Source organism: Paraburkholderia graminis (assembly GCF_003330785.1).
Lineage (GTDB): Bacteria > Pseudomonadota > Gammaproteobacteria > Burkholderiales > Burkholderiaceae > Paraburkholderia > Paraburkholderia graminis.
In genome coordinates this window covers 2,718,416-2,745,030 of sequence record NZ_CP024934.1, presented here as the reverse complement: position 1 = coordinate 2,745,030, position 26,615 = coordinate 2,718,416, and the positions used below count along the sequence as shown (strand labels likewise).

The 26,615-nt window shown below is 63.1% G+C and carries 22 protein-coding genes and 1 riboswitch; of the genes, 12 read left to right on the top strand and 10 right to left on the bottom strand.

All coding sequences use genetic code 11. The annotated features are described in order from the left end of the window. The first annotated feature begins 45 nt into the window (after window positions 1–45). The 6 genes from preA to CUJ91_RS12120 all read left to right on the top strand — a co-directional run bounded on the left by preA (window position 46) and on the right by CUJ91_RS12120 (window position 7,131). Entirely contained in the window at window positions 46–1,374 is a 1,329-nt protein-coding gene (gene preA / locus CUJ91_RS12145) for an NAD-dependent dihydropyrimidine dehydrogenase subunit PreA (protein ID WP_114156273.1), read from the top strand. Between the two features lie 112 nt (window positions 1,375–1,486). After that, the gene (locus CUJ91_RS12140) at window positions 1,487–2,998 is read left to right on the top strand and encodes an NCS1 family nucleobase:cation symporter-1 (protein WP_114156272.1); all 1,512 of its coding nucleotides are present in this window, start codon (window positions 1,487–1,489) and stop codon (window positions 2,996–2,998) included. Between the two features lie 80 nt (window positions 2,999–3,078). Further along, on the top strand, window positions 3,079–4,530 hold the full coding sequence (gene hydA / locus CUJ91_RS12135; protein WP_006052532.1) for a dihydropyrimidinase: 1,452 nt from the start codon (window positions 3,079–3,081) through the stop codon (window positions 4,528–4,530). Between the two features lie 351 nt (window positions 4,531–4,881). After that, entirely contained in the window at window positions 4,882–5,664 is a 783-nt protein-coding gene (locus CUJ91_RS12130) for an amino acid ABC transporter substrate-binding protein (RefSeq protein WP_114156271.1), read from the top strand. A 22-nt stretch (window positions 5,665–5,686) separates the two neighbouring features. Further along, entirely contained in the window at window positions 5,687–6,364 is a 678-nt protein-coding gene (locus CUJ91_RS12125; protein WP_006052534.1) for an amino acid ABC transporter permease, read from the top strand. Then, window positions 6,364–7,131, top strand: coding sequence for an amino acid ABC transporter ATP-binding protein (locus CUJ91_RS12120; protein ID WP_114156270.1), 768 nt, complete (start codon window positions 6,364–6,366; stop codon window positions 7,129–7,131). The genes CUJ91_RS12125 and CUJ91_RS12120 overlap by 1 nt, the downstream gene beginning before the upstream one ends. Before the next feature lie 133 nt (window positions 7,132–7,264). On the opposite strand, the gene leuA is transcribed toward CUJ91_RS12120, so the two are convergent. Beyond that, complete coding sequence (gene leuA, locus CUJ91_RS12115) at window positions 7,265–8,983, bottom strand: 2-isopropylmalate synthase (RefSeq protein ID WP_114156721.1); 1,719 nt, start codon at window positions 8,981–8,983, stop codon at window positions 7,265–7,267. 308 nt (window positions 8,984–9,291) lie between these two features. Between leuA and CUJ91_RS12110 the strand changes: the two genes are divergently transcribed. Continuing rightward, window positions 9,292–9,855: a hypothetical protein gene (locus CUJ91_RS12110; RefSeq protein ID WP_114156269.1), complete on the top strand. Its 564-nt coding sequence runs from the start codon at window positions 9,292–9,294 to the stop codon at window positions 9,853–9,855. Window positions 9,856–10,051: 196 nt separating this feature from the next. Here the strand turns inward: CUJ91_RS12110 and CUJ91_RS12105 are convergent, their stop codons facing one another. The 3 genes from CUJ91_RS12105 to CUJ91_RS12095 all read right to left on the bottom strand — a co-directional run bounded on the left by CUJ91_RS12105 (window position 10,052) and on the right by CUJ91_RS12095 (window position 14,078). Further along, window positions 10,052–11,977 (bottom strand): glycosyl transferase family 1, encoded by a 1,926-nt coding sequence (locus tag CUJ91_RS12105; RefSeq protein ID WP_029967584.1) that lies wholly within the window; start codon window positions 11,975–11,977, stop codon window positions 10,052–10,054. A 165-nt stretch (window positions 11,978–12,142) separates the two neighbouring features. Then, on the bottom strand, window positions 12,143–13,435 hold the full coding sequence (locus tag CUJ91_RS12100; RefSeq protein WP_114156268.1) for a DUF3443 domain-containing protein: 1,293 nt from the start codon (window positions 13,433–13,435) through the stop codon (window positions 12,143–12,145). Between the two features lie 178 nt (window positions 13,436–13,613). Next, window positions 13,614–14,078, bottom strand: a complete 465-nt coding sequence (locus CUJ91_RS12095; protein WP_114156267.1) for a DUF2844 domain-containing protein — start codon at window positions 14,076–14,078, stop codon at window positions 13,614–13,616. 342 nt (window positions 14,079–14,420) lie between these two features. Between CUJ91_RS12095 and bamC the strand changes: the two genes are divergently transcribed. Next, a complete protein-coding gene (gene bamC, locus CUJ91_RS12090) occupies window positions 14,421–15,653 on the top strand; it encodes an outer membrane protein assembly factor BamC (protein ID WP_029967579.1) in 1,233 nt (410 codons plus the stop codon). 521 nt (window positions 15,654–16,174) lie between these two features. On the opposite strand, the gene CUJ91_RS12085 is transcribed toward bamC, so the two are convergent. The 6 genes from CUJ91_RS12085 to CUJ91_RS12060 form a co-directional block, all read right to left on the bottom strand. Further along, window positions 16,175–17,101: a DMT family transporter gene (locus CUJ91_RS12085; protein WP_035569836.1), complete on the bottom strand. Its 927-nt coding sequence runs from the start codon at window positions 17,099–17,101 to the stop codon at window positions 16,175–16,177. A gap of 300 nt (window positions 17,102–17,401) precedes the next feature. Then, a complete protein-coding gene (locus tag CUJ91_RS12080; RefSeq protein WP_006052440.1) occupies window positions 17,402–19,000 on the bottom strand; it encodes an L-lactate permease in 1,599 nt (532 codons plus the stop codon). A gap of 198 nt (window positions 19,001–19,198) precedes the next feature. Next, window positions 19,199–19,702 (bottom strand): hypothetical protein, encoded by a 504-nt coding sequence (locus CUJ91_RS12075; protein WP_114156266.1) that lies wholly within the window; start codon window positions 19,700–19,702, stop codon window positions 19,199–19,201. 238 nt (window positions 19,703–19,940) lie between these two features. Further along, window positions 19,941–20,153, bottom strand: a complete 213-nt coding sequence (locus CUJ91_RS12070; protein ID WP_006052442.1) for a glycine zipper 2TM domain-containing protein — start codon at window positions 20,151–20,153, stop codon at window positions 19,941–19,943. 261 nt (window positions 20,154–20,414) lie between these two features. Continuing rightward, window positions 20,415–22,346, bottom strand: coding sequence for a phosphomethylpyrimidine synthase ThiC (thiC, locus tag CUJ91_RS12065; RefSeq protein ID WP_006052443.1), 1,932 nt, complete (start codon window positions 22,344–22,346; stop codon window positions 20,415–20,417). Between the two features lie 131 nt (window positions 22,347–22,477). Continuing rightward, a riboswitch (TPP riboswitch) is annotated at window positions 22,478–22,596 on the bottom strand. Window positions 22,597–22,818: 222 nt separating this feature from the next. Further along, window positions 22,819–23,238, bottom strand: coding sequence for a GreA/GreB family elongation factor (locus CUJ91_RS12060; protein WP_192698845.1), 420 nt, complete (start codon window positions 23,236–23,238; stop codon window positions 22,819–22,821). A 572-nt stretch (window positions 23,239–23,810) separates the two neighbouring features. Between CUJ91_RS12060 and CUJ91_RS12055 the strand changes: the two genes are divergently transcribed. The 4 genes from CUJ91_RS12055 (at window position 23,811) to CUJ91_RS12040 (ending at window position 26,497) form a co-directional block, all read left to right on the top strand. After that, window positions 23,811–24,653, top strand: coding sequence for a DUF1223 domain-containing protein (locus tag CUJ91_RS12055; RefSeq protein ID WP_114156264.1), 843 nt, complete (start codon window positions 23,811–23,813; stop codon window positions 24,651–24,653). A 36-nt stretch (window positions 24,654–24,689) separates the two neighbouring features. After that, the gene (locus CUJ91_RS12050; RefSeq protein ID WP_107706531.1) at window positions 24,690–25,328 is read left to right on the top strand and encodes a cytochrome b/b6 domain-containing protein; all 639 of its coding nucleotides are present in this window, start codon (window positions 24,690–24,692) and stop codon (window positions 25,326–25,328) included. A 33-nt stretch (window positions 25,329–25,361) separates the two neighbouring features. After that, complete coding sequence (locus CUJ91_RS12045) at window positions 25,362–26,153, top strand: molybdopterin-dependent oxidoreductase (protein ID WP_107706532.1); 792 nt, start codon at window positions 25,362–25,364, stop codon at window positions 26,151–26,153. Window positions 26,154–26,266: 113 nt separating this feature from the next. After that, entirely contained in the window at window positions 26,267–26,497 is a 231-nt protein-coding gene (locus CUJ91_RS12040; RefSeq protein WP_006052448.1) for a pentapeptide MXKDX repeat protein, read from the top strand. Window positions 26,498–26,615: the final 118 nt, after the last annotated feature.

Sequence of the window (26,615 nt, the reverse complement as noted above, 5' to 3'; positions counted from 1 at the left end):
TAGCAACGAGTCACATAAATAGCAGCCGTCCCCAAGGAGCCGAACATGGCCGATCTGCGCTGTACGATTGCCGGCATTACTTCGCCGAATCCTTTCTGGCTCGCTTCCGCGCCGCCGACCGACAAAGCCTATAACGTGAACCGCGCGTTCGAAGCAGGTTGGGGCGGCGTGGTGTGGAAGACGCTCGGCCTCGATCCGCACGTGGTCAACGTGAGTTCGCGCTATGGCGCCGTGCAATGGAACGGCCAGCGCATCGCGGGCTTGAACAACATCGAGTTGATTACCGACCGTCCGCTTGACGTCAATCTGCGTGAGATCGCGCAGGTCAAGCGCGACTGGCCCGAGCGCGCAATGATCGTGTCGCTGATGGTGCCGTGCAACGAGCGCGACTGGAAATGGATTCTGCCGCTCGTCGAAGACACCGGCGCCGATGCGGTCGAATTGAATTTCGGCTGTCCGCATGGCATGAGCGAACGTGGAATGGGCGCGGCCGTCGGTCAGGTGCCCGAGTACATCGAGATGGTCACGCGCTGGGTGAAGGAGGGCACGAAGCTGCCGTGCCTCGTGAAGCTCACGCCGAACATCACCGATATTCGCGTGGGTTCGCGCGCGGCCTACAAGGGCGGCGCGGACGGCGTGTCGTTGATCAACACGATCAACTCGATTGTCGCCGTCGATCTCGACGCGATGTCGCCGTTGCCGATGGTCGACGGCAAGGGCACGCACGGCGGTTACTGCGGCCCGGCGGTGAAGCCGATTGCACTGAACATGGTCGCCGAAATCGCGCGCGATACAGAAACGCCGAACCTGCCGATCTCGGGCATCGGCGGCATTTCGACGTGGCGCGATGCCGCCGAATTCATGGTGCTGGGCGCGGGCAGCGTGCAGGTGTGCACGGCGGCCATGCACTACGGCTTTCGCATCGTGACCGATCTCGCCGACGGCCTATCGAACTGGATGGATGAAAAAGGCTACGCCACGCTCGACGATATTCGCGGCCGTGCGGTGCCCAACGTGACTGACTGGAAGTACCTGAATCTCAACTACAGCATCAAGGCGCGCATCGATCAGGACAAGTGCATCAAATGCGGCCTGTGCCATATCGCGTGCGAAGACACCGCGCACCAGGCGATCACAAAAGAAAAAGATGGCGTCCGGCATTTTGAAGTGGTGGACTCCGAATGTGTCGGCTGCAATCTGTGCATGCACGTGTGTCCGGTCGAGCAATGCATCACGATGGAGCGCGTGGACAGCGGCGAGTATGCGAACTGGACCACGCATCCGAACAATCCGGCGCGCGTGAACGCGGCACAGAGCGAAGCGCAGGAAGCCGCTGCGAGCGCGGAACCGGCGCACGCAGCGAAAGCAGCCTGAAACAAGGGTTTTTTGTCGTTGCGCAGTGTTTGTACATAAGCCGTGTTTCCCTTTAACGCCCGACGCGTTCACAGAAACGCGCGGGCTTCGACGATCAAGTGGAGATCATTCGATGAAGCAGACCGCGAACTCCGTCGATCCGCAAATCGCGGCCGGCGCGCAAGGCAGCAGTCTTTATAACGACGACCTCGCGCCGACCGGCGCCGCGCAGCGCACATGGCGCTGGTATCACTTCGCCGCGCTGTGGGTCGGCATGGTGATGAACATCGCGTCGTACATGCTCGCCGCGGGCCTGACCGAGCAGGGCATGTCGCCGTGGCAGGCCGTGGTGACCGTGCTGCTCGGCAATCTGATCGTGCTGGTGCCGATGCTGCTGATCGGCCACGCCGGCGCGAAGCACGGCATTCCGTACGCGGTGCTGGTGCGCTCGTCGTTCGGCACGCAGGGCGCCAAGTTGCCGGCGATGCTGCGCGCTATCGTCGCGTGCGGCTGGTACGGCATTCAGACGTGGCTCGGCGGCAGCGCGATCTATACGCTGCTCAACATTCTGACCGGCAACGCGCTGCACGGCGCGGCCTTGCCGTTGCTCGACATTTCCGTTGGACAGCTCGCGTGTTTTCTCGCGTTCTGGGCGCTGCAAATCTACTTCATCGTGCACGGCACCGATTCGATCCGCTGGCTCGAAAGCTGGTCGGCGCCGATCAAGATCGTGATGTGCATCGCGCTCGTGTGGTGGGCGACGTCGAAGGCGGGCGGCCTCGGCTCGATGCTGTCCGCGCCGTCGCAGTTCGTGCCGGGCGGCAAGAAAGAAGGCATGTTCTGGGCGACATTCTGGCCGGGCCTCACCGCGATGGTCGGCTTCTGGGCGACGCTCGCGCTGAACATTCCCGACTTCACGCGCTTCGCGAGGACGCAGCGCGATCAGATGATCGGCCAGTCGATCGGCTTGCCTGTGCCGATGGCCTTGCTGTCGGTGATCTCGGTGGTCGTGACTTCGGCGACGGTGGTGATCTACGGCAAAGCGATTTGGGATCCTATCGATCTGACAAGCCGCATGACGGGCATCGGCGTCGGCCTTGCACTCGTGATCCTCACGCTCGATACGATGTGCTGCAACCTGGCCGCGAATCTCGTCGGTCCCGCGTATGATTTTTCGAGCCTGTGGCCGAAGGGTATTTCGTATCGCGCGGGCGGCATGATTACCGCGACCATCGCAATCGTCATGATGCCGTGGAAGATTCTCGCCACCACGCAGGGCTATATCTTCACGTGGCTCGTCGGCTATTCGGCGCTGCTCGGTCCGGTCGCGGGCATTCTGATGGTCGATTACTTTCTGATTCGCGGCACGCGGCTCGATCCGCGCGAACTGTTCGACGAGCGCGGCGAATACAGCTATACGGGCGGCTGGAATATCGGCGCGGTGGTCGCGCTTGTGATCGGCGTGTTGCCGAATCTGCCGGGCTTTTTGCACACCGCGTTTCCCGCTTCGTTCGCCAACGTGCCGTCGATCTTCAATACGCTCTACACGTATGCATGGTTTGTCGGGCTCGCGTTGGCGTCGATCGTGTATAGCGCGTGGATGAAGTTCAGCAAGGGACCGAGCGCACGCGTGGCAAGCGCTTGAAGTCGTAGCATGCGTGGCGCGCGTAGCATGCGTGGCCCAGACGGCAGCGAGATAAGCAAGTCAATTAAGGAGGCGGCAACATGACGACCCTGATTCGCGGCGGCACCGTGATCGATGCGGAAAACACCTACCGTGCCGATGTTTTATGTGCCGATCCGCAAGACGGCGGCACCATTCTGCAAATCGGCGTGGACCTCGAAGCGCCGGCTGACGCTGCAATAGTCGATGCGGGCGGGCAATACGTGATGCCAGGCGGCATCGATCCGCACACGCATATGGAACTGCCGTTCATGGGCACGACCGCGAGCGACGATTTCTATACGGGCACCGCAGCGGGATTGTCGGGCGGCACGACGAGCATCATCGACTTCGTGATTCCGAGCCCGAAGCAGAGCCTGATGGAAGCGTTCAAGGAGTGGCGCGGCTGGGCGGAGAAGGCATCGGCGGATTATGGTTTTCATGTGGCCGTCACCTGGTGGGACGATTCGGTGTATCGCGACATGGGCACGCTGGTGCACGAGCACGGCGTGTCGAGCTTCAAGCATTTCATGGCCTATAAAAACGCCATCATGGCCGACGACGAGGTGCTGGTGAACAGCTTCTCGCGCTCGCTCGAACTCGGCGCGCTGCCCACGGTGCACGCGGAAAACGGCGAACTCGTGTTCCAGTTGCAGCGTCAGTTGCTGGCCAAAGGATTTACTGGTCCCGAGGCTCATCCGCTGTCGCGGCCGCCCGAGGTCGAAGGTGAGGCCGCGAATCGTGCAATACGCATCGCGCAAGTGCTGGGCGTGCCGGTGTATATCGTGCACGTGTCCGCGAAAGATGCCGTCGACGCCATCTCCCGTGCGCGCAGTGAAGGGCTGCGCGTGTTCGGCGAAGTGCTGCCCGGCCATCTCGTGATCGACGAAAGCGTGTATCGCGATCCCGACTGGACGCGCGCCGCGGCGCATGTGATGAGTCCGCCGTTTCGCTCGGCCGAACATCGCGAGGCATTGTGGCGCGGTTTGCAGGCCGGGCAGTTGCATACCACGGCGACCGATCATTGCGTGTTCTGCGCGTCGCAAAAGGCGATGGGCCGCGAGGACTTCACGAAGATCCCGAACGGCTGTGGCGGCGTGGAAGATCGCATGGCGGTGCTATGGCATCACGGCGTCAACTCGGGGCGTCTCACACCGAATGAGTTCGTGCGCATCACATCGACGAATGCCGCGCAGATTTTCAACCTGTACCCGCGAAAAGGCGCAATACGGGTCGGCGCGGATGCGGACATCGTCGTGTGGGACCCGCAGGCAAGCAAGACGATCTCGGTGAAGACGCATCATCAGAAAGTCGACTTCAATGTGTTCGAAGGGATGACCGTGCAAGGCGTGGCGATGCATACGCTCACGCGCGGCGCCCTTGCATGGACCGACGGCGATCTGCGCGCCGTGCGAGGCGCGGGCCAGTATCAGAAGCGCCCGCCGAACCCGGCTTACTTCGACGCGATCCGCGTGTCGAACAAGCTGAAAGAGCCGCACCGCGTCGAGCGGTAGGGCTTCTGCCATCGTAAAAGGCGGCGCGGACATGGAAGCCCGCGCCGCCTTTTCCACGCTGCCGCGCATTCGCCGCGGCACGACCGTCTCGCGTTTTCCCCGATGGCGCCGCGCCCACGTTCCATGTTGCGATGCATGCCGCGTCTTCACATCTGCTGTAGAGTTGAAGTTCATGCGATGGCGGAGGTTACCGCTGCGGCTTAGCACGCATGCGCATATGGATTGGAAAGCTGATCCTTTGTAAAACGGCAAGCCGTTTGCTACAGTCCGCCCACTCCGCCGGGCGTGAGCGCCCGCGCGACTGCCAACAGAAGACCAGGCATACGGCCTGGCCACTTTAGGGAGCCACACATGAAGTCGATTCGTTCCATTTTGCTGGTTGCGCTGCTGCAGGCGGTCGCCGTGAGTTCCGTCTTCGCGGCCGACGAGTTCGCGCAGATCAAGTCCTCGGGCGTGTTCAGGATCGGCACCGAAGGCACCTATGCGCCGTTCACGTACCACGACGAATCGGGCAAGCTGACCGGCTTTGATGTGGAGATCGGCACGCAGATCGCACAGCGCATCGGCGTCAAGCCGCAATTCGTCGAAGGCAAATGGGACGGCCTGATCGCGGGGCTCGACGTGAACCGCTACGACGCGGTGATCAACGAAGTTGCGGTCACGGATGCGCGCAAGGCGAAATACGATTTCTCGGACCCGTACATCACGTCGCACGCGGCGCTGATCGTGCGCTCGGACAACACGACGATCAAGAACTTCGACGATCTGAAAGGCAAGAAATCGGCCAACACGCTGACCAGCAACTTCGGCAAAATTGCCGCGTCGCACGGTGCGGAAGTGATTCCGGTGCAGGGCTTTAACGAGTCCATCGACCTGCTGACCGCGGGCCGCGTCGATGCAACCGTCAACGATTCGCTGTCGTTCCTCGACTTCAAAAAGCACAAGCCGAATGCGAAGGTGAAGATCGCTACGCTGGATACGTCGCCGGAAAGCAGCGACAAGTCCGCTGTGCTGATCCGCAAGGGCAGCCCCGAACTCGTCGCGGCAATCAACAAGGCGCTCGCCGACATGAAGAAAGACGGTACGTACGCGAAGATTTCGCAGAAGTACTTCGGCAAAGACGTCTCCCAGTAAACGCCTTTCGCGAGTCTGAATCATGCCGGCATGGTTGCATCTGATGGCGCAGTCGCTGTGGCCGCTGCTGTATGCGGGGCTCGTGTTCACGGTGCCGCTTACGCTGGCGTCGTTCGCTATCGGGCTCGCTCTCGCGTTTATCGTGGCGCTCGTGCGGCTCTTCGGGCCGAAGTGGGCGGTGGCGGCGGTGCGCTTCTATGTGTGGCTGTTTCGCGGCTCACCGTTGCTCGTGCAACTATTCGTGATCTTCTACGGCTTGCCGAACGTCGGCATCGTGCTCGATCCGTTGACGGCGGCGATCATCGGCTTTTCGCTGAACGTGGGCGCGTATAACTCGGAAGTGATACGCGGCGTGATCGAGTCGATTCCGAAAGGGCAGTGGGAGGCCGCGTATTCGATGGGCATGACGCGCGAACAGGCGCTGCGTCGCGCGATTCTGCCGCAAGCGACGCGTGTCGCGTTGCCGCCGTTGTCCAACTCGTTCATCGCGCTCGTGAAGGACACGTCGCTCGCGGCGGTGCTGACCGTGCCCGAGGTGTTCCAGGCCGCGCAGAGAATTGCTTCGGTTACCTACGAACCGTTGATTCTCTATACCGAAGCCGCACTCGTGTATCTGCTGTTCAGTTCGGTGCTGTCGTCGGCGCAAGTCAGGCTCGAGCGCAAATTCGGCCGTCATGCACTCTTTCAGGCGGGCAACTGATGATCCGACTGGAAAAAATCGACAAGTATTTTTCCGGGCACCGTGTGCTCGATTCCGTCGATCTGCAACTCGCGCAGGGCAACGTGACCGCGCTGATCGGACCGTCGGGCAGCGGCAAAAGCACGCTGTTGCGCTGCGTGAATCTGCTCGAGATTCCCGAGTCGGGTTCGCTCGAAATCGGCGATCAGAAGCTCACGTTCAGTCAGGACGAGCGGCCGTCGCGCGAAACAGTGCTGACGATTCGTCGCCGTACCGGCATGGTGTTCCAGAACTTCCAGTTGTTTCCGCATCTCACGGTACGTCAGAACGTGATGGAGGGGCTGCTCACCGTGCTCAAGTGGGACAAGGAAAAAGCGCGGGCCCGCGCCGATGAATTGCTCGAGAAAGTCGGCATCGCGCACAAGGCCGATGCGTGGCCCGTCACGCTGTCGGGCGGACAGCAGCAGCGCGTGGCGATCGCGCGTGCGCTGGCGCCGTCGCCGGAAGTCCTGCTGTGCGACGAGCCCACGTCCGCGCTCGATCCTGGTCTCGCTGCCGAAGTCGTCGAAGTGCTGAAGCAACTCGCGAGCGAAGGCATGACCATGCTGATGGCGACACATGATTTGCGTCTCGCCGCTACGATCGCGCGCGACGTCGTGTTCCTCAACAACGGTGTGGTGGTGGAGGCGGGGCCGTCGCGCGAGGTCTTCATGCGGCCTCGGCAGGAAGAGACCGCCCGTTTTGTGTCGACGCTCACGCACAGCTTGCCGGAAGCGTGGACGGAGTGAAGCGCGATTGATCAGGTAGGGTGGCTGATTAAACGTGCTGCTTATCTTTGCGAAAAAAGAAGGGGCGCCCCGTCAATTAGCAGGGCGCCCCTTTCTTGTGTAGCCAGGCCTTCGCGGCCTGACTAGCCTCGCCTTATGCTTCCGCGCGCTCGGCTTCGTCGTTGAGCGCCGCGTCGAAGAAGCGCTGCTTCGCGTCGTCGCTCGCGCGAGCATACGCACGGTTCACGCCGCTGATTACCGCGCGAATCGACGCCGTAACCAGATTCGCGTCGATGCCCACGCCGAACGCGCTGCCCGTCAGGTCCGCGCCGGCCATCTCGGCGACGGCCACCGCGCGCGCATCGGCGCCTTGCGTCAACGCGCGCTCTTCGTAATGCTGGATGCGCACCGGCACATCCATCGCGTGCATCAGGGCGTCGAGCGGTCCGTTGCCTTCGCCGTGCAGCACGCGGCGCGTGCCGTTGATCTCGACGGTGAGCTTGATACGCTCGCGTCCGTCCTGCTCGGACAGGCTATGGCCGATGTAATGAACCGGCGCGGCGGTGCGCACGTATTCCTGCTGGAACAATTCCCAGATCTGCGACGGCGTGACTTCCTGGCCGCTCGTGTCGGTGAGGCGCTGCACAGCCGAGCTGAAGTCCACCTGCAAACGGCGCGGCAACACGACGCCGTAGCTCTGCTCGAGCAGATAAGCGATACCGCCCTTGCCGGACTGGCTGTTCACGCGAATCACCGAGTCATAAGTGCGGCCGAGGTCGTTGGGATCGATCGGCATGTACGGCACTTCCCACATCGCGTCGGGCTTCTGCACGGCAAGGCCTTTCTTGATCGCGTCCTGGTGCGAGCCGGAAAATGCGGTGAACACCAGATCGCCGACATACGGGTGACGCGGATGCACGGGCAACTGCGTGCATTCCTCGGCGGTGCGCGCGACTTCGTTGATGTTCGAGAAGTCGAGGCCAGGGTCGACGCCCTGCGTGTACAGGTTCAACGCGAGCGTGACGAGGTCGACGTTGCCGGTCCGCTCGCCGTTGCCGAAGAGACACCCTTCGATGCGGTCCGCGCCCGCCATCACCGCCAGTTCCGCGGCGGCGACGGCCGTGCCGCGGTCGTTATGCGGATGCACGGAGACGATCAGCGAATCGCGGCGCGCGAGGTTGCGGTGCATCCACTCGATCTGATCGGCGTAGACGTTCGGCGTGGCCATTTCGACGGTGGCCGGCAAGTTGACGATGGCCTTGTGATCGGGCGTCGGCTGCCAGATGTCGAACACGGCGTCGCAGACATCCTTCGCAAATTCGAGCTCGGTGCCGCTGAATACTTCGGGGCTGTACTGGAGCGTGAAGTGCGTTTCCGGCGCGGCGTCGGCGAGACGCTTCATCGTGCGCGCGGCTTTTTGCGCGAGTTCCTTGACGCCGTTCTGATCGAGGCCGAACACGATCTTGCGGAATTCCGGCGCCGTGGCGTTATACAAATGGACGATCGCGCGCGGCGCGCCACGCAAGGATTCGAAGGTGCGTTCGATGAGGTCGTCGCGAGCCTGCGTCAACACTTCGATTGTGACGTCGTCGGGAATGTGGCCGCCTTCGATCAGCTTGCGCACGAAGTTGAAGTCGGTCTGCGAAGCCGACGGAAACGCCACTTCGATTTCCTTGAAACCGATCTGCACCAGCGTCTTGAACATGCGCATCTTGCGCTCGCCGTTCATCGGCTCGAAGAGTGCCTGGTTGCCGTCGCGCAAGTCGGTGCTCATCCAGATCGGCGCGCGCGTGATGGTGCGCGATGGCCACTGGCGATCCGTCAAATTGATGGGCTTGAACGAGCGGTATTTCGTAGCGGGATTCTTCAACATTTTCATCGTCCTTGAATTCGACAAGCTGGAAGTCGACCGGACGACAAAAACGCAAAGCAGGGCCGCCGGTCGGGAACCGGGGCTGGGTCAGTTACTGGGAAATTACGCGGTGCTTCGGGTGTTTCAGATTCAGATGGAAGCGCGCAGCAGCAGACCTAGCCCGGTAGAGCGGGCTAGTAGTAGCGATAGGGTGGTCTGGGCGCGGTACATAGTGCGCAATAGGACCATATTATTGGGACTGCGTCAAGCGCAGGCTCGCGCGCAGCGCCCAGGCTACAATTCGCGACGGTTTCAAAAACGGAACGTCAATGAAGAATCGGATTCTCACAATCGCGTGCGTCTCGACCGCTGCGGCGCTGCTCGCGGCCTGTACCGCTGTCTACAAAAACTCGGACGCGTGCGAGCAACTGATGCGCAGCAAGTTTGCGGAAACTTCGTCCGATACGTTGAAGATCGGCCACACGGGCGCCGGTATCGACGGGTCGCGCGTGGTCGTGGAAGGGTCGATTGAACATGTCGTGACGGCCTCCGAAGTCGCGGCGGCGCGGGCTGCTTCGGTGGCGAAGGGCGGGTCGAAGGGGAGCGCGACGGCGGGCGCGATGGGCGGGTCGAAGGGGACGGCGGCGGCGGGCGCGATGGGCGGTTCCGACGCCGCTGCATCGGGTGCGCGGGCGGCTGCGGCTCCGGCTTCGGGTTCGGCGACTTCGGATGGGCAAGCGCTTGCCGTCAAATCAGGCAAGCCGAAGAAGGTCATTCAGGCCGCAGCCGCCGAATGCACGTTTAGTGGCCCGAGTCTCAGCAGCTTTAGCTGGCTCGCTCCGGCGAAACTCGCGGCGCCCTCCGAGCCGGATTCGGACGAAGCGGCCGAGTAAGGCGCTCGCTGTGAACTGAGTGTCGGCGTGGCCCGAGCGGCGGGCGCGCCGATGCATGTGGTCATGGTTATGCTTTTGCCAGGACGTCTCTGCGCACACGCCAACAACGGTTGCAAGCGAGGCGTCTAACGTCGTGCCACGTACCGCAGCACCCGCAGCACCCGCAGCACCCCGGCATCCCTACACCCGCACCCCGTCAATCCACCACTTCCACCTTGCGCCGGCTCCGCTTCTTCTTCATCAAGCCAAGCACGCTTTCTGCAAACGCCTCGGGCCGGCCTTCAAAGCAGCGCTCGACCGCCTTCGTATCGATCAAACGCTGCCGCAATGCGGTGCGTTCGTCGTGCCCGTCGATCATTCGCACCGCCGCTTCGATATAACTTTCGATGGTCTCCGTCGCGGTCCACGGCGGCATGCCCACACGCTCGAACAGCGCGCCGTCGATGCACTCGAACACTTCCGGCCCGCGTTTGCACACGCCCGGCAAACCGAGCGTGAGCGCGTCCACGATGCCATTCGTATTGCCGAACGGGAACGGGCTCAAAAAAAGGTCCGCGCGATTCACACAGTCCAGGTAACTCGCGTATTGATGAAACCCGTGGACGACCGCGCCCGGCAGTGAGCGGCCGATAACGTCGCGCATATGATCGAGCGCGAGCCCGGCGTGCACGCCGCTCATGAAATGAAACTCGACAGGCGTGCGGGCACGCGCGCCGATCTCGCGGCACGCATCGAGAAACGCGGGGTTGAGCTTCATCGCGCTGGCCGTAATGATCACGTGCACCGTGGCGCGCGGCGGCGCAATGATCGGGACGATGACCGGCAGCGCCACCGAGTGACGGTACGGCTGCCCGTCTTTCGGCAACTTCATCAGGCGTTCGCTGAAGCACGCGGGATCGCCGACGTAATCTTCCTCGACGCTGACATAGTCGATCTTGTCGGAGTGCGTGGTAGCCGGATGGCCGAGCCCCGCGATCTGCAGCGGCGCGACCCGCAGATTCGACATGAAGATGGTCATCACGAACATGCCGACGCTCGGCATATACAGCACGTCGGGTTTCTCGCGTTCGGCAAAGTCGCGAATGGTCCGCAGACATTCGCCGATGTACTCGGGCTGCTCGAGTTCGATGAAACGGTCGAACACCGCGCGCCCGATGTCGTCAGTCGCATAGCCGAAGCCGAAGGCCACCACCTCGAAATGCTCGCGCGCGGCTTCGAGCGTGCGCGAGTGCGTGCGGTAGATGGAATGCGCGCCGCCGAACCACTCGAGCACGACCAGCATCAACGGCTTCTTGCGCCGCTTTGCGTTGCCCGCCTGCTTCGCGTTCGCGTTCGCCGTGGCTGCTGCGCGCGGCGCCGCCACGTCGGTCAGGCCCAGTTGCGCGAGCTTGCGGCGCACCAGCACATTGATGTCCCGCTTGATCTCATGACGGCGAGGCGTGTGTGCGTAGCTGCAGAACATGTAGGCGTTATGCAGCAAGGCGGTGGGCAGATCGTCGAGATCGTCTAGCTGTTGCAGCTTGCCGGGCAGCCATTCGATCAACGCCTCACGCTTGACGTGCGCGCTTGCCGAGCCCTTGAAAACCGGCGCAAGCAGGACGAGCGCGAGGCACGCCGCGAGCACCTTGTCGTAAGCCCACAGCGCGGAAAACTCGAGTTCGAGCTCCGATTCGGTCGAATACAGCACGCACAGTTTCTCGACGAAGCTGTCGCCAGCCAGAAACTGCCGGTCTTGCGCACCGCGCGGGTTGAGGTGGCAGGCGACATGATCCGCATTGCCGAACGGCGTGGCGGAGAACACCAGGCCGACCCATTCGTGCAGCGTGAGAAAGAGCCTGAAGCATTCGACGGGCGGCTGGAATTCCGGATCGGCGAACAGCGTTGAAGCCGCGCTCGCGAGCCGCGTGCAGAAGCGCTGCTGTTGTTCCGCGGGCGTCAAGCCGCTCATGCCCGACGCAAGAAAGCTCTCGTCCAGCACGCCGCGCTTGTTCTGAAGCAGCGCGAGCGCGCACAGAAGCTGGATAGACGCCCGGATATGCTGCCGCGTAAAAACGAGCTGCTCGAAATCGTCGAGCGAGAAAGTGGGTTCGGCGGCTTGGCTGGCTTGGGTGGCGTCTTGCATCGGATAGCGATTGGCAGTTATGCATGACTAACTATCTTCAGGAAGCATTCTTGAATGCATTCCTGAAGCGTTAGCCGCGAACGGCGATTATCGCAGCCACCCCATACCGAATTTGCGCTGTCCGTCAGTTTCTGAATTTTCGGCAGTTTAAATGCGGCCTTACCTTCAGAACGCGTAGTACGGACCCGGTCCCGCCGACGTCGCGCGCGAAGCAATCGCCGTGTACACGCGCCGGCCGAAGAAAAACGGTAAGCCCCAGTCGAAGCCGCTCGCAGCCGCACCCGCGATATTGTTGAAGGCGTTATTGCCCGACGCAAAGAGAGCGCGCGAATTGCCGATAGCGAAGGTCACCGTGTTCGACGCGCCGTTCGTTCCGGCGATGCTCGCGCTCGCCGCTTGCGTCGAACTCGGGCAATACCAGAGGCCGCACTGCGGCAGTTGCGTGTCGCGATAGAAGAGTCCGTTCGAACCCGTATCCAGATAGCTTTGCGAAAAGGTCTGGCCGTTATGCGTCGTGCTGACGTAGCCGGTTTGCGAATTTCCCTTGAGCACGCCCGCGCTGCCGAGCGTGTTGTTCGCCTGCGTGTCGATGCCGAAGATCATCGAACCGGACACGGTCAGCGCGCCGCCGTCGGGGATCGCGGGAAGGTCGATCACCACGCCGTTGTTATCGAGCGCGAAGCGGCTGACCGGATTGGCCACCTGCTGCGCGAGCGGCTGGGCGCTTGCCTGGCAGGCGCCGCTCGCGTCGCAGTTGTAGTACCAGCGGGGCAGCGCGGCGTTCGCGCAGGCGCCGCCGCAGTCGGCCGCGAACACGCCGACGCCGAGAATGCCGTTGGCGCGCAGTGTGTCGACGGTGAGCATCGACGGGCCCGAGGCGGCGCAATCCGCGGGGACCGACGGCACCGAAGGGTCGGCGATCAGATGGATCGGGATCGACGCGGCCAGTTGTCCGGCCATGCGCACGTCGGCGCTGCGCACCGCGCCCCATGCATAGCCGCTGCCGAACACCGCGCATTCGCCCGATATGCCGCCCGATATGCCGCCCGACACGCCGCTGCCGGACGGCACGGCGTTCAGCGGCAGGGTCGCCGGCAACGCGGACGCGACAATGCGCAGACCGTGCGAGCCGGTGTCGACCTGAATGTTGTCGATGGTCGCGCAGTTGTCGGTGCCCGGCTGGCAGACCGTGACGCTCGTCGTCAGCATGTTGCGCGTGAGGCGCGGCGCCGCGTGCACGACGATCGGCTGAACGTTCGGCGTATTTGATTGCGGGACCGAGGTGCTGCTTGGGCTCGACGCGGCAGGCGGCGCTGAGGCAACAGGAGCGCTAGCCGTGCCGGCTGGCGCGCTCGCGCCGGAGGCGGTCGCGGTGTTGCCGCCTCCGCCTCCACCTCCGCAAGCCGCGAGGACGGTGCAGACGGAGAGCAGGGCGCAAAGGGAAGGAGTGGGTTTCATGGCGTCAGAAGGTCAGCGGTTGGTTTGTTGTGGTTGTTGCTGCTTGCTGCGGCGCGTTTCGCGGCTCGAGCGCCCGCTCGGAGAGGAAGTCCCCAGGCCCATCCACGCTGCGACAGACCGGCTTTCTCAACGCGGCCGCACCGACCCGCGGACGCATCCAGGCGCGTGCGGATGCCCGTCAGCGAAGATCGTCGGCGGTCACGCCCGGCGGCAACGCGCCCGGCAGCCAGGCGCGGCCCGCGTAGCCGCGCATCGGCCCGCCCGACTCGACGACCACGTCTGGCCGCACGACGCGCGACGCGTGCAGATTCCCGTCCGGCGCCGCTGCCGCCTCCGCGGCCCCCGTGCGGTAAGAGCCGGCGTACTTGCCGAGCAGGCCGGCCAGATCGGGCATCGTCGGCCCTTGCCAGGTGTAGGCGACGATTTCGCCGCCGTTCGTCGCGTACTCGTTGATGGTCGTGTTGCCCGCATCGGTCGATGTGCGCAGTCGCAGCGCGCCGTTCAGCAGGCTTTGTTGTGCGCTCTCGCCTGATTTGGCCGCAATCACAGCGCCGAGCTGCGCGCAAGCGCTCGCGCTGCTGCATAACGCCGTCGCGGCAATCAGAGAGGCGGCGACACGATGAGAACGATGTTTTTTGTACATGATGAGGTCTCCTGCGCGCTGCTTCTGGGTTTTGTTCTACGTCAATTTGAAGATAGCACCCGCGTCGCAAAACTAAGCGTGGTGTGCGTTTCATCGCGTGACGTCATCCCAAAATTGGGCGGAGGCCGAATCGAAAAGTGCCTTTTAAAACAATGTTCTGACGACAAACTTGCAGATGTCTGACAGGCCATTAGGAATAGTTGTGGAACGTTAAATGTGGTCCGGCAACAGAGCGCGCAGAGCGGGCAAACCCCAGTTTTTGCACAGGGCCCGCCGGGATCGGTAAAATGTTGGGTTGATCCACGGAAACTTGCCGTGGCGTAGCGGAAGGATTCCCCGAACATGACTCATCTTCGTCTTACCAAGCGGTTTGCAGTAATGCTGATGGCAGGCGGGCTGGTCGCCGGCTGCGGCACGTCGTCGCCGACCAAAGTCGACTACAAGAGCGACTCGAAATCGAAGCAGGCTTCACTCGCCGTCCCGCCGAACCTGATCGACGAGACGGCCGATCAGCGTTCGCTGCCTCCGCAAGGCGGCGAAACCTCGTTGTCCGCGCTGCGTCAGGTGCAGGCCCAGGCGCCGGCGGCCAACACGGTGTCCGTCGTGCCGGCCGTGAGCGGCATGCACATCCAGCGCGACGGCACGGAAAGCTGGCTCGTGATCGACAGCAAGACGCCGGCTGAGGCGTGGCCGCAAATCCGCCGCTTCTGGCAGGAGCAGGGCTTCCTGCTGGTCGTCGATCAGCGCGACAAGGGCGTGATGGAGACCGACTGGAACGAAACGCACGCGCAAATCAACGACGGGCTGATCCGCAGCACGCTGTCGAAGGCGATGGGCAATAGCTACGTCACGTCCGAGCGCAACAAGTACCGTACGCGCCTCGAAACGGCGCCGAACGGCGGCACGTATGTGTTCATCAGCCAGAAGGGCATGCGCGAGGCGCTGACCGGCACGAACAACGATTCGAGCACGTGGCAGCCCAAGGCGAACGATCCCGGCCTCGAGCAGGAATATCTGAAGCGCCTGATGGCGGCGCTCGCGCTCGCCGATTCGCGCGCGAAGTCGGGGGGCGCCGACACTGCGGCGTTGTCGCCGGCTGGCGCGCAGGTAGCGCCCAATGCCGCGGCGAACGGCGCGAAATCGGCGGCTGCGGCCACGGCGGCGCAGAACGTGATGCTGTCGGCGCAGCAGCCCGTGCGCGATCCGGATGCGGCGAACGGGCCGGGGCAGTTGTCATCGAACGAACTGACGCTTGGCGAACCGTATGATCGCGCCTGGCTGCGCGTGGGCCTCGCGCTCGACCGCAGCAACTTCACGGTCGACGACCGCGATCTGACGCGCGGCCTGTACTTCGTGCGCTATGTCGATCCGAAGGACATGACGTCGGCTGAACAGGGCTTCTGGAGCCAGGTGTTCCACGGCAAGAAGGAGAAGGTCGCCAAGCAGTATCGCGTGAACGTGCGCGCGCTGACGCCGGACCAGACCCGCGTGGCCGTCGTCGACGACAAGGGCGGTCTCGACGAAAGCCCGCAGGCAAAGCAGATCCTGACGCTGATGGCCGATCAGTTGCGCTGAGGCAAGCGCGCCGCTGCGCGGCAGCGGCGGCAAGCTGTATGAAAAAAACCCGTCCGGGACATTCTTGTCCCGGACGGGTTTTTTTATGGCTGTGGCCTATCCCAACACTCTCCCGCGATTCGACGTCACGTTACTCCGCTGACGTTACCCCGGTGACGTAACTCTCCGACGCGTTGCGGCAGCGTGCCGAAGCCATCACACGCCACGAAAAATGCAGCGCAAATTCAACGAGTTACCGCCAACCTCTCGCGTTTAATCCCAACTGGCATACATGCTGCTTTAGAAGTACATGGGGCCGGATTCCCGTGGCCTCACCCAGGCGAAGTCTCTTCTCAATAGCGCTTTTCATTCCATCGAGCATCGGCCGTCAAGCCGATGCCGAGCCCGATGACGGCCGCGCGCTCGACGCGCGGGTCTCGGTGGCCCCGTCGCCTATCCTCGTAGGGCGACGGTTTTTGCCCGCACTCCGGCGGAGTGCGGGCTATTTTTTGCGCCGGTCCACGCAACCGACCCCAACGCGTTCAGGTATCGGCGCGCCGCGTTCCCAGCCACGGCAAGCGCTTGATGACGCCGGTCGCCAACGCCGTGCCCACCAGGATCACGCCGCAGCCTTCGAGCATGCCGGCCGACACGCCTTCGCCGAGAAACAACGCGCCCCACAAAATGCCGAAGATTGGAATCACGAACGTGACGGTGATTGCCCGCGCCGGTCCCGCGACCGCGATCAGGTGGAAGAACAGCATGTAGGCGACGCCCGTGCACGCCACGCCGAGCGCGATCACCGCGCCCCACGCGTGCAGCGAGACGGGCGCGCTCGGCCAGTAGATCACGGCGAGCGGCAACAGCACGATGGTCGCGCCTGTCATGGTGCCGGCCGCGACGGTCAGCGCGTCGACGCCGGTCAGGTAGCGTTTCGTGTAATTGGCCGCGATGCCGTACAGAAGCGTTGCGCCGAGCGCGGCGCCCGCTGCGAGCGCGGTGGTCAGCGGCGTCGCTGCCGAGCCGCTCGGCGTGGCGATCTGATCCCACACCAGCATCAGCACGCCGAGGAAACCGATCGCGAGCCCGAGCGTGCGCAGTCCGGTCAGCCGGTCACGCAGCCACACGAACGCGACGAGGCCGCCCCACAGCGGCGTCGTCGCGTTGATCACCGACGTCACGCCGGCGGACAGCGTCAACTCCGCATACGCGAACAGGCAGAACGGCGCGGCCGAATTCAGAATGCCCACCACGAGAAGCGGGAACGCCCGCGTGCGCAGGATCGTCGCGGATTGTTGCAGCGGACGCCGCGCGAGCAGCACGACGATAAGAAACGCGGCGCCGATGCCGACGCGCAGCGCCATCAACGGAGCAACGCCGAAGTCGGTCACGCCGACGCGGATAAACAGGAATGACGCGCCCCATAAGGCCGCGAGGATCAGCAACTGGAAGAGGTTTTTGGCATTCATTATGGTGGCGTCGCGCGCGGTTGAGTCGAGACGCCTGTGCATCGTAACAGCGCGATTACCCGAAACGTTTCACGTCTGAATGAAACGGCAAGTATCGGGAGAGGACGTCTGACACACGTGATCGTAAGCGTCGCGGCGAGGCGCGCATAGCGAGCAATTCTCACGCTGATGTGAGAAATATTGCGATCACCGGGAGGGAGGAAGATGAGGCGCCGGTGCGACCGGCGCCTCGCTGCTACGAGAAAAGTTTTCGGTTGCATGCCTGACGGCAGAGCAACCGCCAGAGCCGCCCAACAACCGTCAATGCGGAATCATCCCCTGCAGCACGTTCTGCTGCAGCCAGACCAGAATGCCGAGCAGCACGGTCAGCAGAATCGAGTGCTTGAAGGTCTTCGCGAACACCACGCCTTCCTTGCCTTTCAACTCCGTGGTCGCGACGCCCGTCGAAATGTTTTGCGGCGAAATCATTTTGCCCATCACGCCGCCGGACGAATTGGTCGCCGCCATCAGCACCGGATTGAGATTCAACTGATGCGCTGCGACCACCTGCAAATTGCCGAACAGCGCGTTGCCCGATGTGTCGCTGCCTGACAGAAACACGGCAACCCAGCCGAGGAATGCGGACACCAGCGGAAAGAACGGTCCGACGGACGCGACGCCGAGTCCGAGCGTATAAGTGAGACCCGAGTAATTCATCAGATACGCGAGTCCGACGATGGTCGCGACCGTCAGAATCGCGATGCGCGTCTGCACCCACGTATCGGCGATGGCCGCGCCGAATTCGCGCGCGCCGAGTCCGACCACGAGGCTCGTAATGATCGCCGCCACCAGAATCGCGGTGCCGGTCGCGAGCGGCTGGAAGTCCCAGATCGCGCCGTACGGCGTGTTGTACAACGTGATGAACACGGCCTTGTCGAGCCCCGGCCACGGAATTTTCACGTCGCCGATCAGGAAGATTTTCGCCACCGTCCAGACGATCACGACGACGGACACGATGATCCACGGATACCAGCCCTGGCCGCCGCCGATCTTGCTGCGCACTTCGCCGGCCCGGTCGATGTCGATCGCGAACGCCGGGTCGACCGCCGGCTTCCACACGCGCAGGAACGCAATGGTGACGATCAGCGAGACCATCGACGACAACACGTCCGTCAGACTGTAGTTCACATAGTTCGACGAGACGAACTGCGTCAGCGCGAAGCTCGCGCCGGAGATCAGCAGCACCGGCCAGATGCGCAGCATGTTGCGAAAGCCGGCGTACACGGCGATCACATAGAAGGGCAGCAGCAGCGCGAAGAACGGCAACTGGCGGCCGACCATTTTCGCGAGCAAATCGGCCGGCAGATGCGTGACCGCGCCGAGCACCGTAATCGGCACGCCGAGCGCGCCGAATGCGACCGGCGCGGTGTTGAAGATCAGCGTGAAGGTGAGCGCCTCGAGCGTCGGAAAGCCGAGCAGGATCAGCAGCGAACTGGTGATCGCGACCGGCGTGCCGAAGCCCGAAATGCCCTCGAGCAGCGCGCCGAACGAAAAACCCACCACGACGAGCACGACGCGGCGGTCGTTCGGCAGATTGTCGATCATCCACATGCGGAAGGCGGCGAAGCGGCCGGAGCGCTGCGCGATGTTGTACAGCAGGATCGCGGTGAACACGATCCACATGACCGGCCAGCACGCGAACACGGCGCCCGCCGCGACGGAGTCGAGCGCGAGCCCCACTGGAAACTTCCACCCGGCAATGGCGACGATCAGGCCGACGACGAGTCCGGCGAGCGACGCCTGCCACGCAGGCCGGCGCGCCCAGCCGAGCAGCACGAGCACGACGATGATCGGCAACGCCGCGACGAGAAACGACGCGAGCAGCGAATCGCCGATGGGGGTGAGTAGTTGATGAAACATCACGTCTCCTTCGTTGTTGTTCGAAATCGACGCGAGATTGCCAATGACGGGACGCGTCGCTGGTGCAGGACGGATGAGCGCCGCCGGGCACGAAAGCGCCAGGCGGCTCGCTTTTAAACGCTTACTGTGTGAGGCTTAACCAAGCATAGAGCCCGAGGCTCGCGCGTCAAGAAGGGAAACTACGGGAGGAGCGAAAGCTCAGTGATGATGACCGTGCCCGCCGCCGCCCCACGACCAGCCGAAGCCGATCGACACGGCCGGCCCATACCAGCCCGGATAGCCGTAGCCGTACCAGGCCGGATAGACCGGTGGCGGATAGTAGGCGGGATAAGCCGGCGCAACGTACACCGGCGGCTGCGCGACCACATACGCGGGCGGCGAAGCGGCCGCGCCGGGCTGCGGCTGCTGGCCATATTGCGCCTGCGCCGACTGCTGCTGCATGGACTGCGCGCCCTGCGAGTCGCCGGTCGTGCCGAGCGGCACTTCACGCTGGGTAGCGCTCGCGGGCACGGTCGCGTAATACGACGGATAACCCGCGTAATAGCCAGGGTAGTAGCCGTACGGGTAATAGCAGCCCGACAGCAGCAACGCGCTCGCAGCGCCGCTCAACGCGAGCCGGCCGCGGCCGATGCGCCGGCGAGGCGCAACCGTCGCGAACTGCATGCGAATAGTATGAAAAGTGTCGATGACGCGGGACTTCATGGCGCGCTCCAGTTTGCAAACAACGCGGCCGACGCCGTCGTCGGTACGTTATCGCACGAGCTTACGCCGACGGCGCGCGAGGAGGTTTGCAAAACCGTAACGGCGTATTTCGCCTCATTGCAGCCGCGCGTTGCGGCTCTTCATCCTGCGCCGTTTCGATGCGGCACATCCGCATAGATTGTGAGCAAAGCGGACGGGGCATGGCGCCCGGTCCGCTTTGTCCGGTCATACGAGGCGATTACTTGCCGACCTGGTTGCCGATCACGCCGCCGACGGCCGCGCCGCCCAGCGTGGACAGCGCGCTGCCGCCGATCACGGCACCCGCCGCGCCGCCGACGCCCGCACCGATCGCGGTGTCCCGTTGCCGCGTCGTCATACCCTCGCACGCGGAAAGGCTTGCGACAACCGCCACGATCATCGCAAGCGAACCTATCTTACGAATCGATCTCATGATGTTGACTCCCTGTTGTAATTCGAAACCGCCTGTCGTTATTGTTCGTTCGCTTTGATCTTATCGCCGGAACCGGTTTCCAGATGTATGCGGTTGTCAGCAGACTGACGGTTTCGTAATCAAATGTTTCCCTGTTTGCAGCATCGCGTGTGCCTGACCTATGGACGAAAAAAAGCCCGCAAGCGCGGGCTTTTGCGTGGCGGAAGGTTGCGCGCGCATCGAGTGGGCGACGGCATGCGTCCCACGCGATGCGCGAACGCATCACTGCCGCTGATAAATCTCAGCGCCTTTCTTCATGAACTCGATCGACTTCACTTCCATGCCTTTCTTCAGCGCTTCGTCGTCGGTGACGCCTTGCTGCGCGGCGAACTCGCGCACGTCCTGCGTGATCTTCATCGAGCAGAAGTGCGGGCCGCACATCGAGCAGAAATGCGCGACCTTCGCGGAATCTTTCGGCAGCGTTTCGTCGTGGAATTCGCGCGCCTTGTCCGGATCGAGGCCGAGGTTGAACTGGTCTTCCCAACGGAATTCGAAGCGCGCCTTCGAGAGCGCATTGTCACGCACCTGCGCGCCCGGATGACCCTTCGCCAGATCGGCGGCATGCGCGGCGAGCTTGTACGTGATGATGCCGGTCTTCACGTCGTCCTTGTTCGGCAAGCCGAGGTGTTCCTTCGGCGTGACGTAGCAGAGCATGGCCGTGCCGAACCAGCCGATCATCGCCGCGCCGATGCCCGACGTAATGTGGTCGTAACCCGGCGCGATGTCGGTGGTGAGCGGCCCGAGCGTGTAGAACGGCGCTTCGTCGCACCATTCCAGTTGCAGGTCCATGTTCTCCTTGATCAACTGCATCGGCACGTGGCCGGGGCCTTCGATCATCGTCTGCACGTCGTGCTTCCACGCGATCTGCGTGAGTTCGCCGAGCGTCTTCAGTTCGCCGAGCTGCGCTTCATCGTTCGCGTCGTAAATGGAACCGGGGCGCAAGCCGTCGCCGAGCGAGAAGGCCACGTCATACGCCTTCATGATTTCGCAAATGTCTTCGAAATGCTCGTACAGGAAGCTTTCCTTGTGATGCGCGAGGCACCACTTCGCCATGATCGAGCCGCCGCGCGACACGATGCCGGTCATGCGCTTCGCCGTCAGCGGCACGTATTGCAGACGCACGCCCGCGTGAATCGTGAAGTAATCGACGCCCTGTTCAGCCTGCTCGATCAGCGTGTCGCGGAAGATTTCCCACGTCAGGTCTTCGGCCTTGCCGTTGACCTTTTCGAGCGCCTGATAGATCGGCACCGTGCCGATCGGCACCGGCGAATTGCGGATGATCCACTCGCGCGTTTCGTGAATGTGCTTGCCGGTGGACAGATCCATCACCGTGTCGCCGCCCCAGCGGATCGCCCACGTCATCTTGTCGACTTCCTCGCCGATCGAAGACGTCACCGCCGAGTTGCCGATGTTCGCATTCACCTTCACGAGGAAGTTACGACCGATGATCATCGGCTCGCTTTCCGGGTGATTGATGTTGTTCGGAATAATCGCGCGGCCGCGCGCCACTTCTTCGCGCACGAATTCCGGCGTGATTTCGGTGACGCCGTTCGGACCGAACGCGCTTGCACCGAACGCCTGGCCCGGATGCTGGCGGCCCATCATCGCGGCGAGCTTTTCGCCGTTCGGGCCGCTCGTCTTCAGGCTCTCCAGATACTCGGCGCGGCGCTGGTTTTCGCGGATCGCGATGTATTCCATCTCCGGCGTGATGATGCCTTTACGCGCGTAGTGCATCTGCGAAACGTTCTTGCCGGGGATCGCGCGGCGCGGCGTGCGATGCAGGCCCTGGAAGCGCAGGTCGGCGGTGGCCGTGTCGGCCGCGCGTTCGCGGCTGAAGTCGCTCGACAGACCCGTCAACGCTTCCGTGTCGCCGCGTTCCTCGATCCAGCGCTGACGCAGTGCGGGCAAGCCGGCGCGAATGTCGATCTTCGCGTCCGGATCGGAGTAGGGGCCCGACGTATCGTAGACATAGACCGGCGGATTCTTTTCGCCGCCGAAGCTGTCGGGCGTATCCGCCTGGCTGATCTCGCGCATCGGCACGCGGATGTCGGGACGCGAGCCCGTCACGTAGACCTTGCGTGAGTTGGGCAGCGGCGCGACGGCGGCTTCATCGACGTGGGCGTCGGCGGAAAGGAACTTCGGATTGGCGTTCATGCATGTTCTCCGTGTGTCGGCCGGAGTTAAGCGCAATGACGCCTTGCTCCGGTCCCATTCAATGTGGGGCCGCTAAGCAGGAGACGAGATGGAAGTAGTCGGAATTCGCGAGAGGTGAGGCTAGAGACTGGCTGCGAAATCCGTACGCTTCCCTGCGCTGGCATTATCCAGATCAGGTTCAAAGGGTATTTCTCACCCACGTGGCACGGACCTCCGACTTCCGTGCAACGCAGGACCCCCGCGTTAGCAGCGCACACGATACACCGGGCGGGCGCTGCTTGGCAACCCGCGCGCGATGCGTGAGTGCTAATGCGGGGCAGCGCGCGGTGGTTTGCTTCGGCGGCTGCGGGCGGAGAATCGCTGCGCTCTCGCATGCGCGATTTGCGCACTATGCTTGTAGTGACGCGGCATGCAGAACGCAGAACGCAGAATGCAGCACGCTATGACGCGCCGCAGCACCGGCACGGGTTGCTTAACGCGTGAAGTCGTCCGCAGCTTCCGGCTGATACAGGATTTTCTCGAGCTTCAGCACTTTTTCGGCGCCGCTCGGCGGCATGAAGTGAATGTGCTCGCCGCGCTTCGCGCCGAGCAGCGCGAGGCCCACCGGCGAAAAAACATTCAGGCGGCCATGAGCGAAGTCGGCTTCGGGCGGATAGACGACCGTCCACGTCATCTGCTCGCCGCTGCTTTCGTCGACGAGCGTGGCCTGCGAGTTCATCGTGACCACGTTCGCCGGAATTTCGCGGGAGTCCACGATCACGGCGCGCTCCAGTACGTCGTCGAGCATCTCCTGAAAACGGGCGTTCGCGCCGGGCGCGGCGGCGTGCTTCTCAAGACGCGCGACGTCGAGTTCGGTGAGGTAACACTGCTTGGTCCTTCTGGTCGTCTTCACGGCGGCTACTCCAATTCGATCTGCAATCTCTGTACGAGAATAGGTCATGCGGATGGGATCGGCCCGGCGCTCCGACAGTCCCTTGAGGGACGACGCAGCTTCAGGCAAGGAGCAGGCTGCGTCAGTCGGGGTGCCGGGCGGCGAGAAGCGGAACCGTTGCCGGCAGAAGCGTTCGCGACGGTTCGCCGGCCCTTTGCGGCGCGAGTTCCACGCGCGCGCAGCCGGTTGCGCCACGAGGGCGCAAGCGGGTGAAGGCACGGGAAGTCGGGAAGCGCATGAGTGGCCGGCGGTTATCGAATGAAGTGGGTGGCGCGCCGCTTGAAAACAGAGTCATGAGAAGACCACAGCAAAGCGGCGCGATCGACACAAGCATGTTAGCACGGCGTCTTTCAGCGACCTTGGCGGACATTTCGTTGTTGTAAGTCGCAGTGTAGAAAGTTGGCGACATCGCGCAAGCACGCGTGGACGCCGCCGCAAACAACACAAAACAAACGGGCGAAAAAAATTTGCGGCGCGGTGTCATAACCGGCGACGCGCTTCGACAAACGTGCAGATCCTGATCGGAGCACGTCATGCAAACAGTCATCAAACGCCGGGCGCATCGGCCGTTCAAGCGGGCCGTCGCACTCGTTGCCGCGCTCGCGTTGTTGTGCGCGAGCGGCCTCGTGAGCGCGGCGAGTGCGATGTGCAGCGCGCGCAGTCCCGCCCATCGCGTCGCGCTCGTCGAGCTTTACAGCAGCGAAGGCTGCAATAGCTGTCCGCCCGCGGACGCATGGCTCGGTCAATGGAAGAACAGCGGCGCCACGCGAAGCGTCGTGCCGCTGGCGTTGCACGTCGACTACTGGAACGGTCTCGGTTGGACGGACCGTTTCTCGCAGCACCGTTTCACCGAGCGTCAGCAGACGCTTACCGATCTTGCCGGCGGCCACACGATCTATACGCCTGAAGTGTTCGTCGGCGGACGCGAGTTGCGGACGTGGTCGCAGCAGGACAGTTTCCAAAGCCGCGTCGACAAGCTGATCGCCGAGCCGGCGCAAGCCAACATCGCGCTCGACATCAAGCCGCAGCCAGGCGGCGCGTTCGATCTCGCGGCCCGCTTCGACAGCCGGACTGCCGATAGCGCAGCACGGCTCGACGCCTACGTCGCCGTCTATGAAAACGCGCTGAGCTCGCAGGTCGGCGCAGGAGAAAACCGCGGCGCAACCTTGCATCACGAGAGAGTGGTGCGGCAGTGGATCGGGCCGGTGCCGCTCGTCGGCGGCAAGCTGCAGATTCGCCGCGATATACGGCTCGACGGTGCGGATGCGAGCGCAAACGCCAATCCGTCAGTCGATAAATTCGGCGTCGTCGCCTTCGTCGAAAACGCTGCAACGGGCGACGTGCTGCAAGTGGCCGATCTACCGCTCTGCCATTGAACGCACGACGCACGCCGCAAATCACAGGAGAGTCTCATGGCCACGCCTCACGTCGTTCGCGGCAACGCGCCGCCTGCCACGCCCGCGAGCGGCGCAATCCATCCGCTGTGGGTGCGCGTCACGCATTGGCTCAACGCACTCGCCGCGATCGTGATGATGCTGTCCGGCTGGCGCATTTACGACGCGTCGCCGGTCTTCGCCTGGTTTCGTTTTCCGACGGAAATCACGCTCGGCGGCTGGCTCGGCGGCGCGCTGCAATGGCACTTCGCCGCGATGTGGCTGCTGGTCTTCAACGGCCTGATTTATCTCGCGATGAATCTCGCGAGCGGACGCTTCGTGCGCAAGTTTTTCCCGATCTCGCCGCGCGCGGTGTGGCGCGATTTCATCGCCGCGTTGACGGGCAAGCTCTCGCACGCCGACTTGCGGGTCTACAACGCGGTGCAGAGATTGGCCTACCTGTTCGTGGTTGTCGATCTGATCGTGCTGGTGCTGTCGGGCCTCGCGATCTGGAAGTCGGTGCAGTTTCCGCTGCTGCGCGAACTGATGGGCGGCTACGACAACGCACGCATCGTCCATTTCTGCGCGATGGCGCTGATGGCCGCGTTCATCGTCGTGCATCTCGCGATGGTCGCGCTCGTGCCGCGTTCGCTCCTCGCGATGTTGCGCGGCCGCTGAGCCCAACGTTCGAAATGTTACGGATACCGAATCATGGATAAGCCATCTGACAAACTGCCGGCAAAAGCCGCCGGCAAACTGGACCGCGAGTCGATTCTGATTGATGCGAGACGCGAGCTGTCGATTCCGTCGCGGCGTCTGTTCGGCAAGCAGTTGTTGTCGCTCGGCGGATTGTCGCTGCTCACAGGCTGCTCGCTCACCGACGACGACTCCGTCAACAAGTTCCTGACGGCCGTGTCGCGTCTGAACGATCGCGCGCAAGCCGCGCTGTTCGATCCGAAGCAGTTGGCGCCGACGTATACCGAAGCGCAAATCACGCGGCCGTTTCCATTCAACGCGTACTACGGCATCGACGAAGTGCCGCAGGTCGACGCGTCCGGCTACACGCTGAAGATCGGCGGACTCGTCACGGGTCAGCGCGTGTGGACCTTGCCCGAGTTGTACGCGCTGCCGCACGCCGAGCAGATCACGCGGCACATCTGCGTGGAAGGGTGGAGCGCGATCGGCCGCTGGGGCGGCACGCCGTTCGGCGAGTTTCTGCGGCGCATCGGCGCGGATACGAGCGCGAAGTACGTCGGCTTCAAATGCGCGGACGATTACTACGAAAGCATCGACATGCCGACCGCGCTGCATCCGCAGACGCTGCTCACGTTTTCCTACGACGGCGAGCGCCTCCCCGCGAAATACGGCTTCCCGATGAAGCTGCGCATGCCGACCAAGCTCGGCTACAAGAATCCGAAGCACATCGTCGAGATGTTCGTCACCAACACGTATCCTGGCGGCTATTGGGTCGATCAGGGCTACAACTGGTTCGGAGGCTCCTGACGCGCGCGGGTCGCCGCATGCGCCGCGCGCGTGCGCGACCTCGGGCGGCAGAAGCTTCGGAAATACGCCGGCTACAGCCGGTTCGATTCATCAACTACAAACGGAGTTATCCCATGAAAAAGATTGCAATCGCAGCAGCAGCCGTCGCCCTTTTGATGAGCGGCGGCGCCGCGTTCGCCCAGGCGAGCGGCGCCATGTCCAACGATGCGATGTCGCATGACACGATGTCCAAGGATTCGATGTCGAAAGACCACATGAAAAAGGACACGATGAAGCACGACAAGATGAAAAAGGGCGACGCGATGGGCATGAAGCACGAGGCGTCGGGCGCGATGAGCAACTGAGCGCAGGCAGAGGCCCGACGCGCCGACGCGCGTGTCTGGGCCGATGCCCGCTGCATAGCCGCTATACGCGGCGCGATTCTTAGACTGAGAGCCGGGGTGCCGTCTGCCCCGGCTTTTT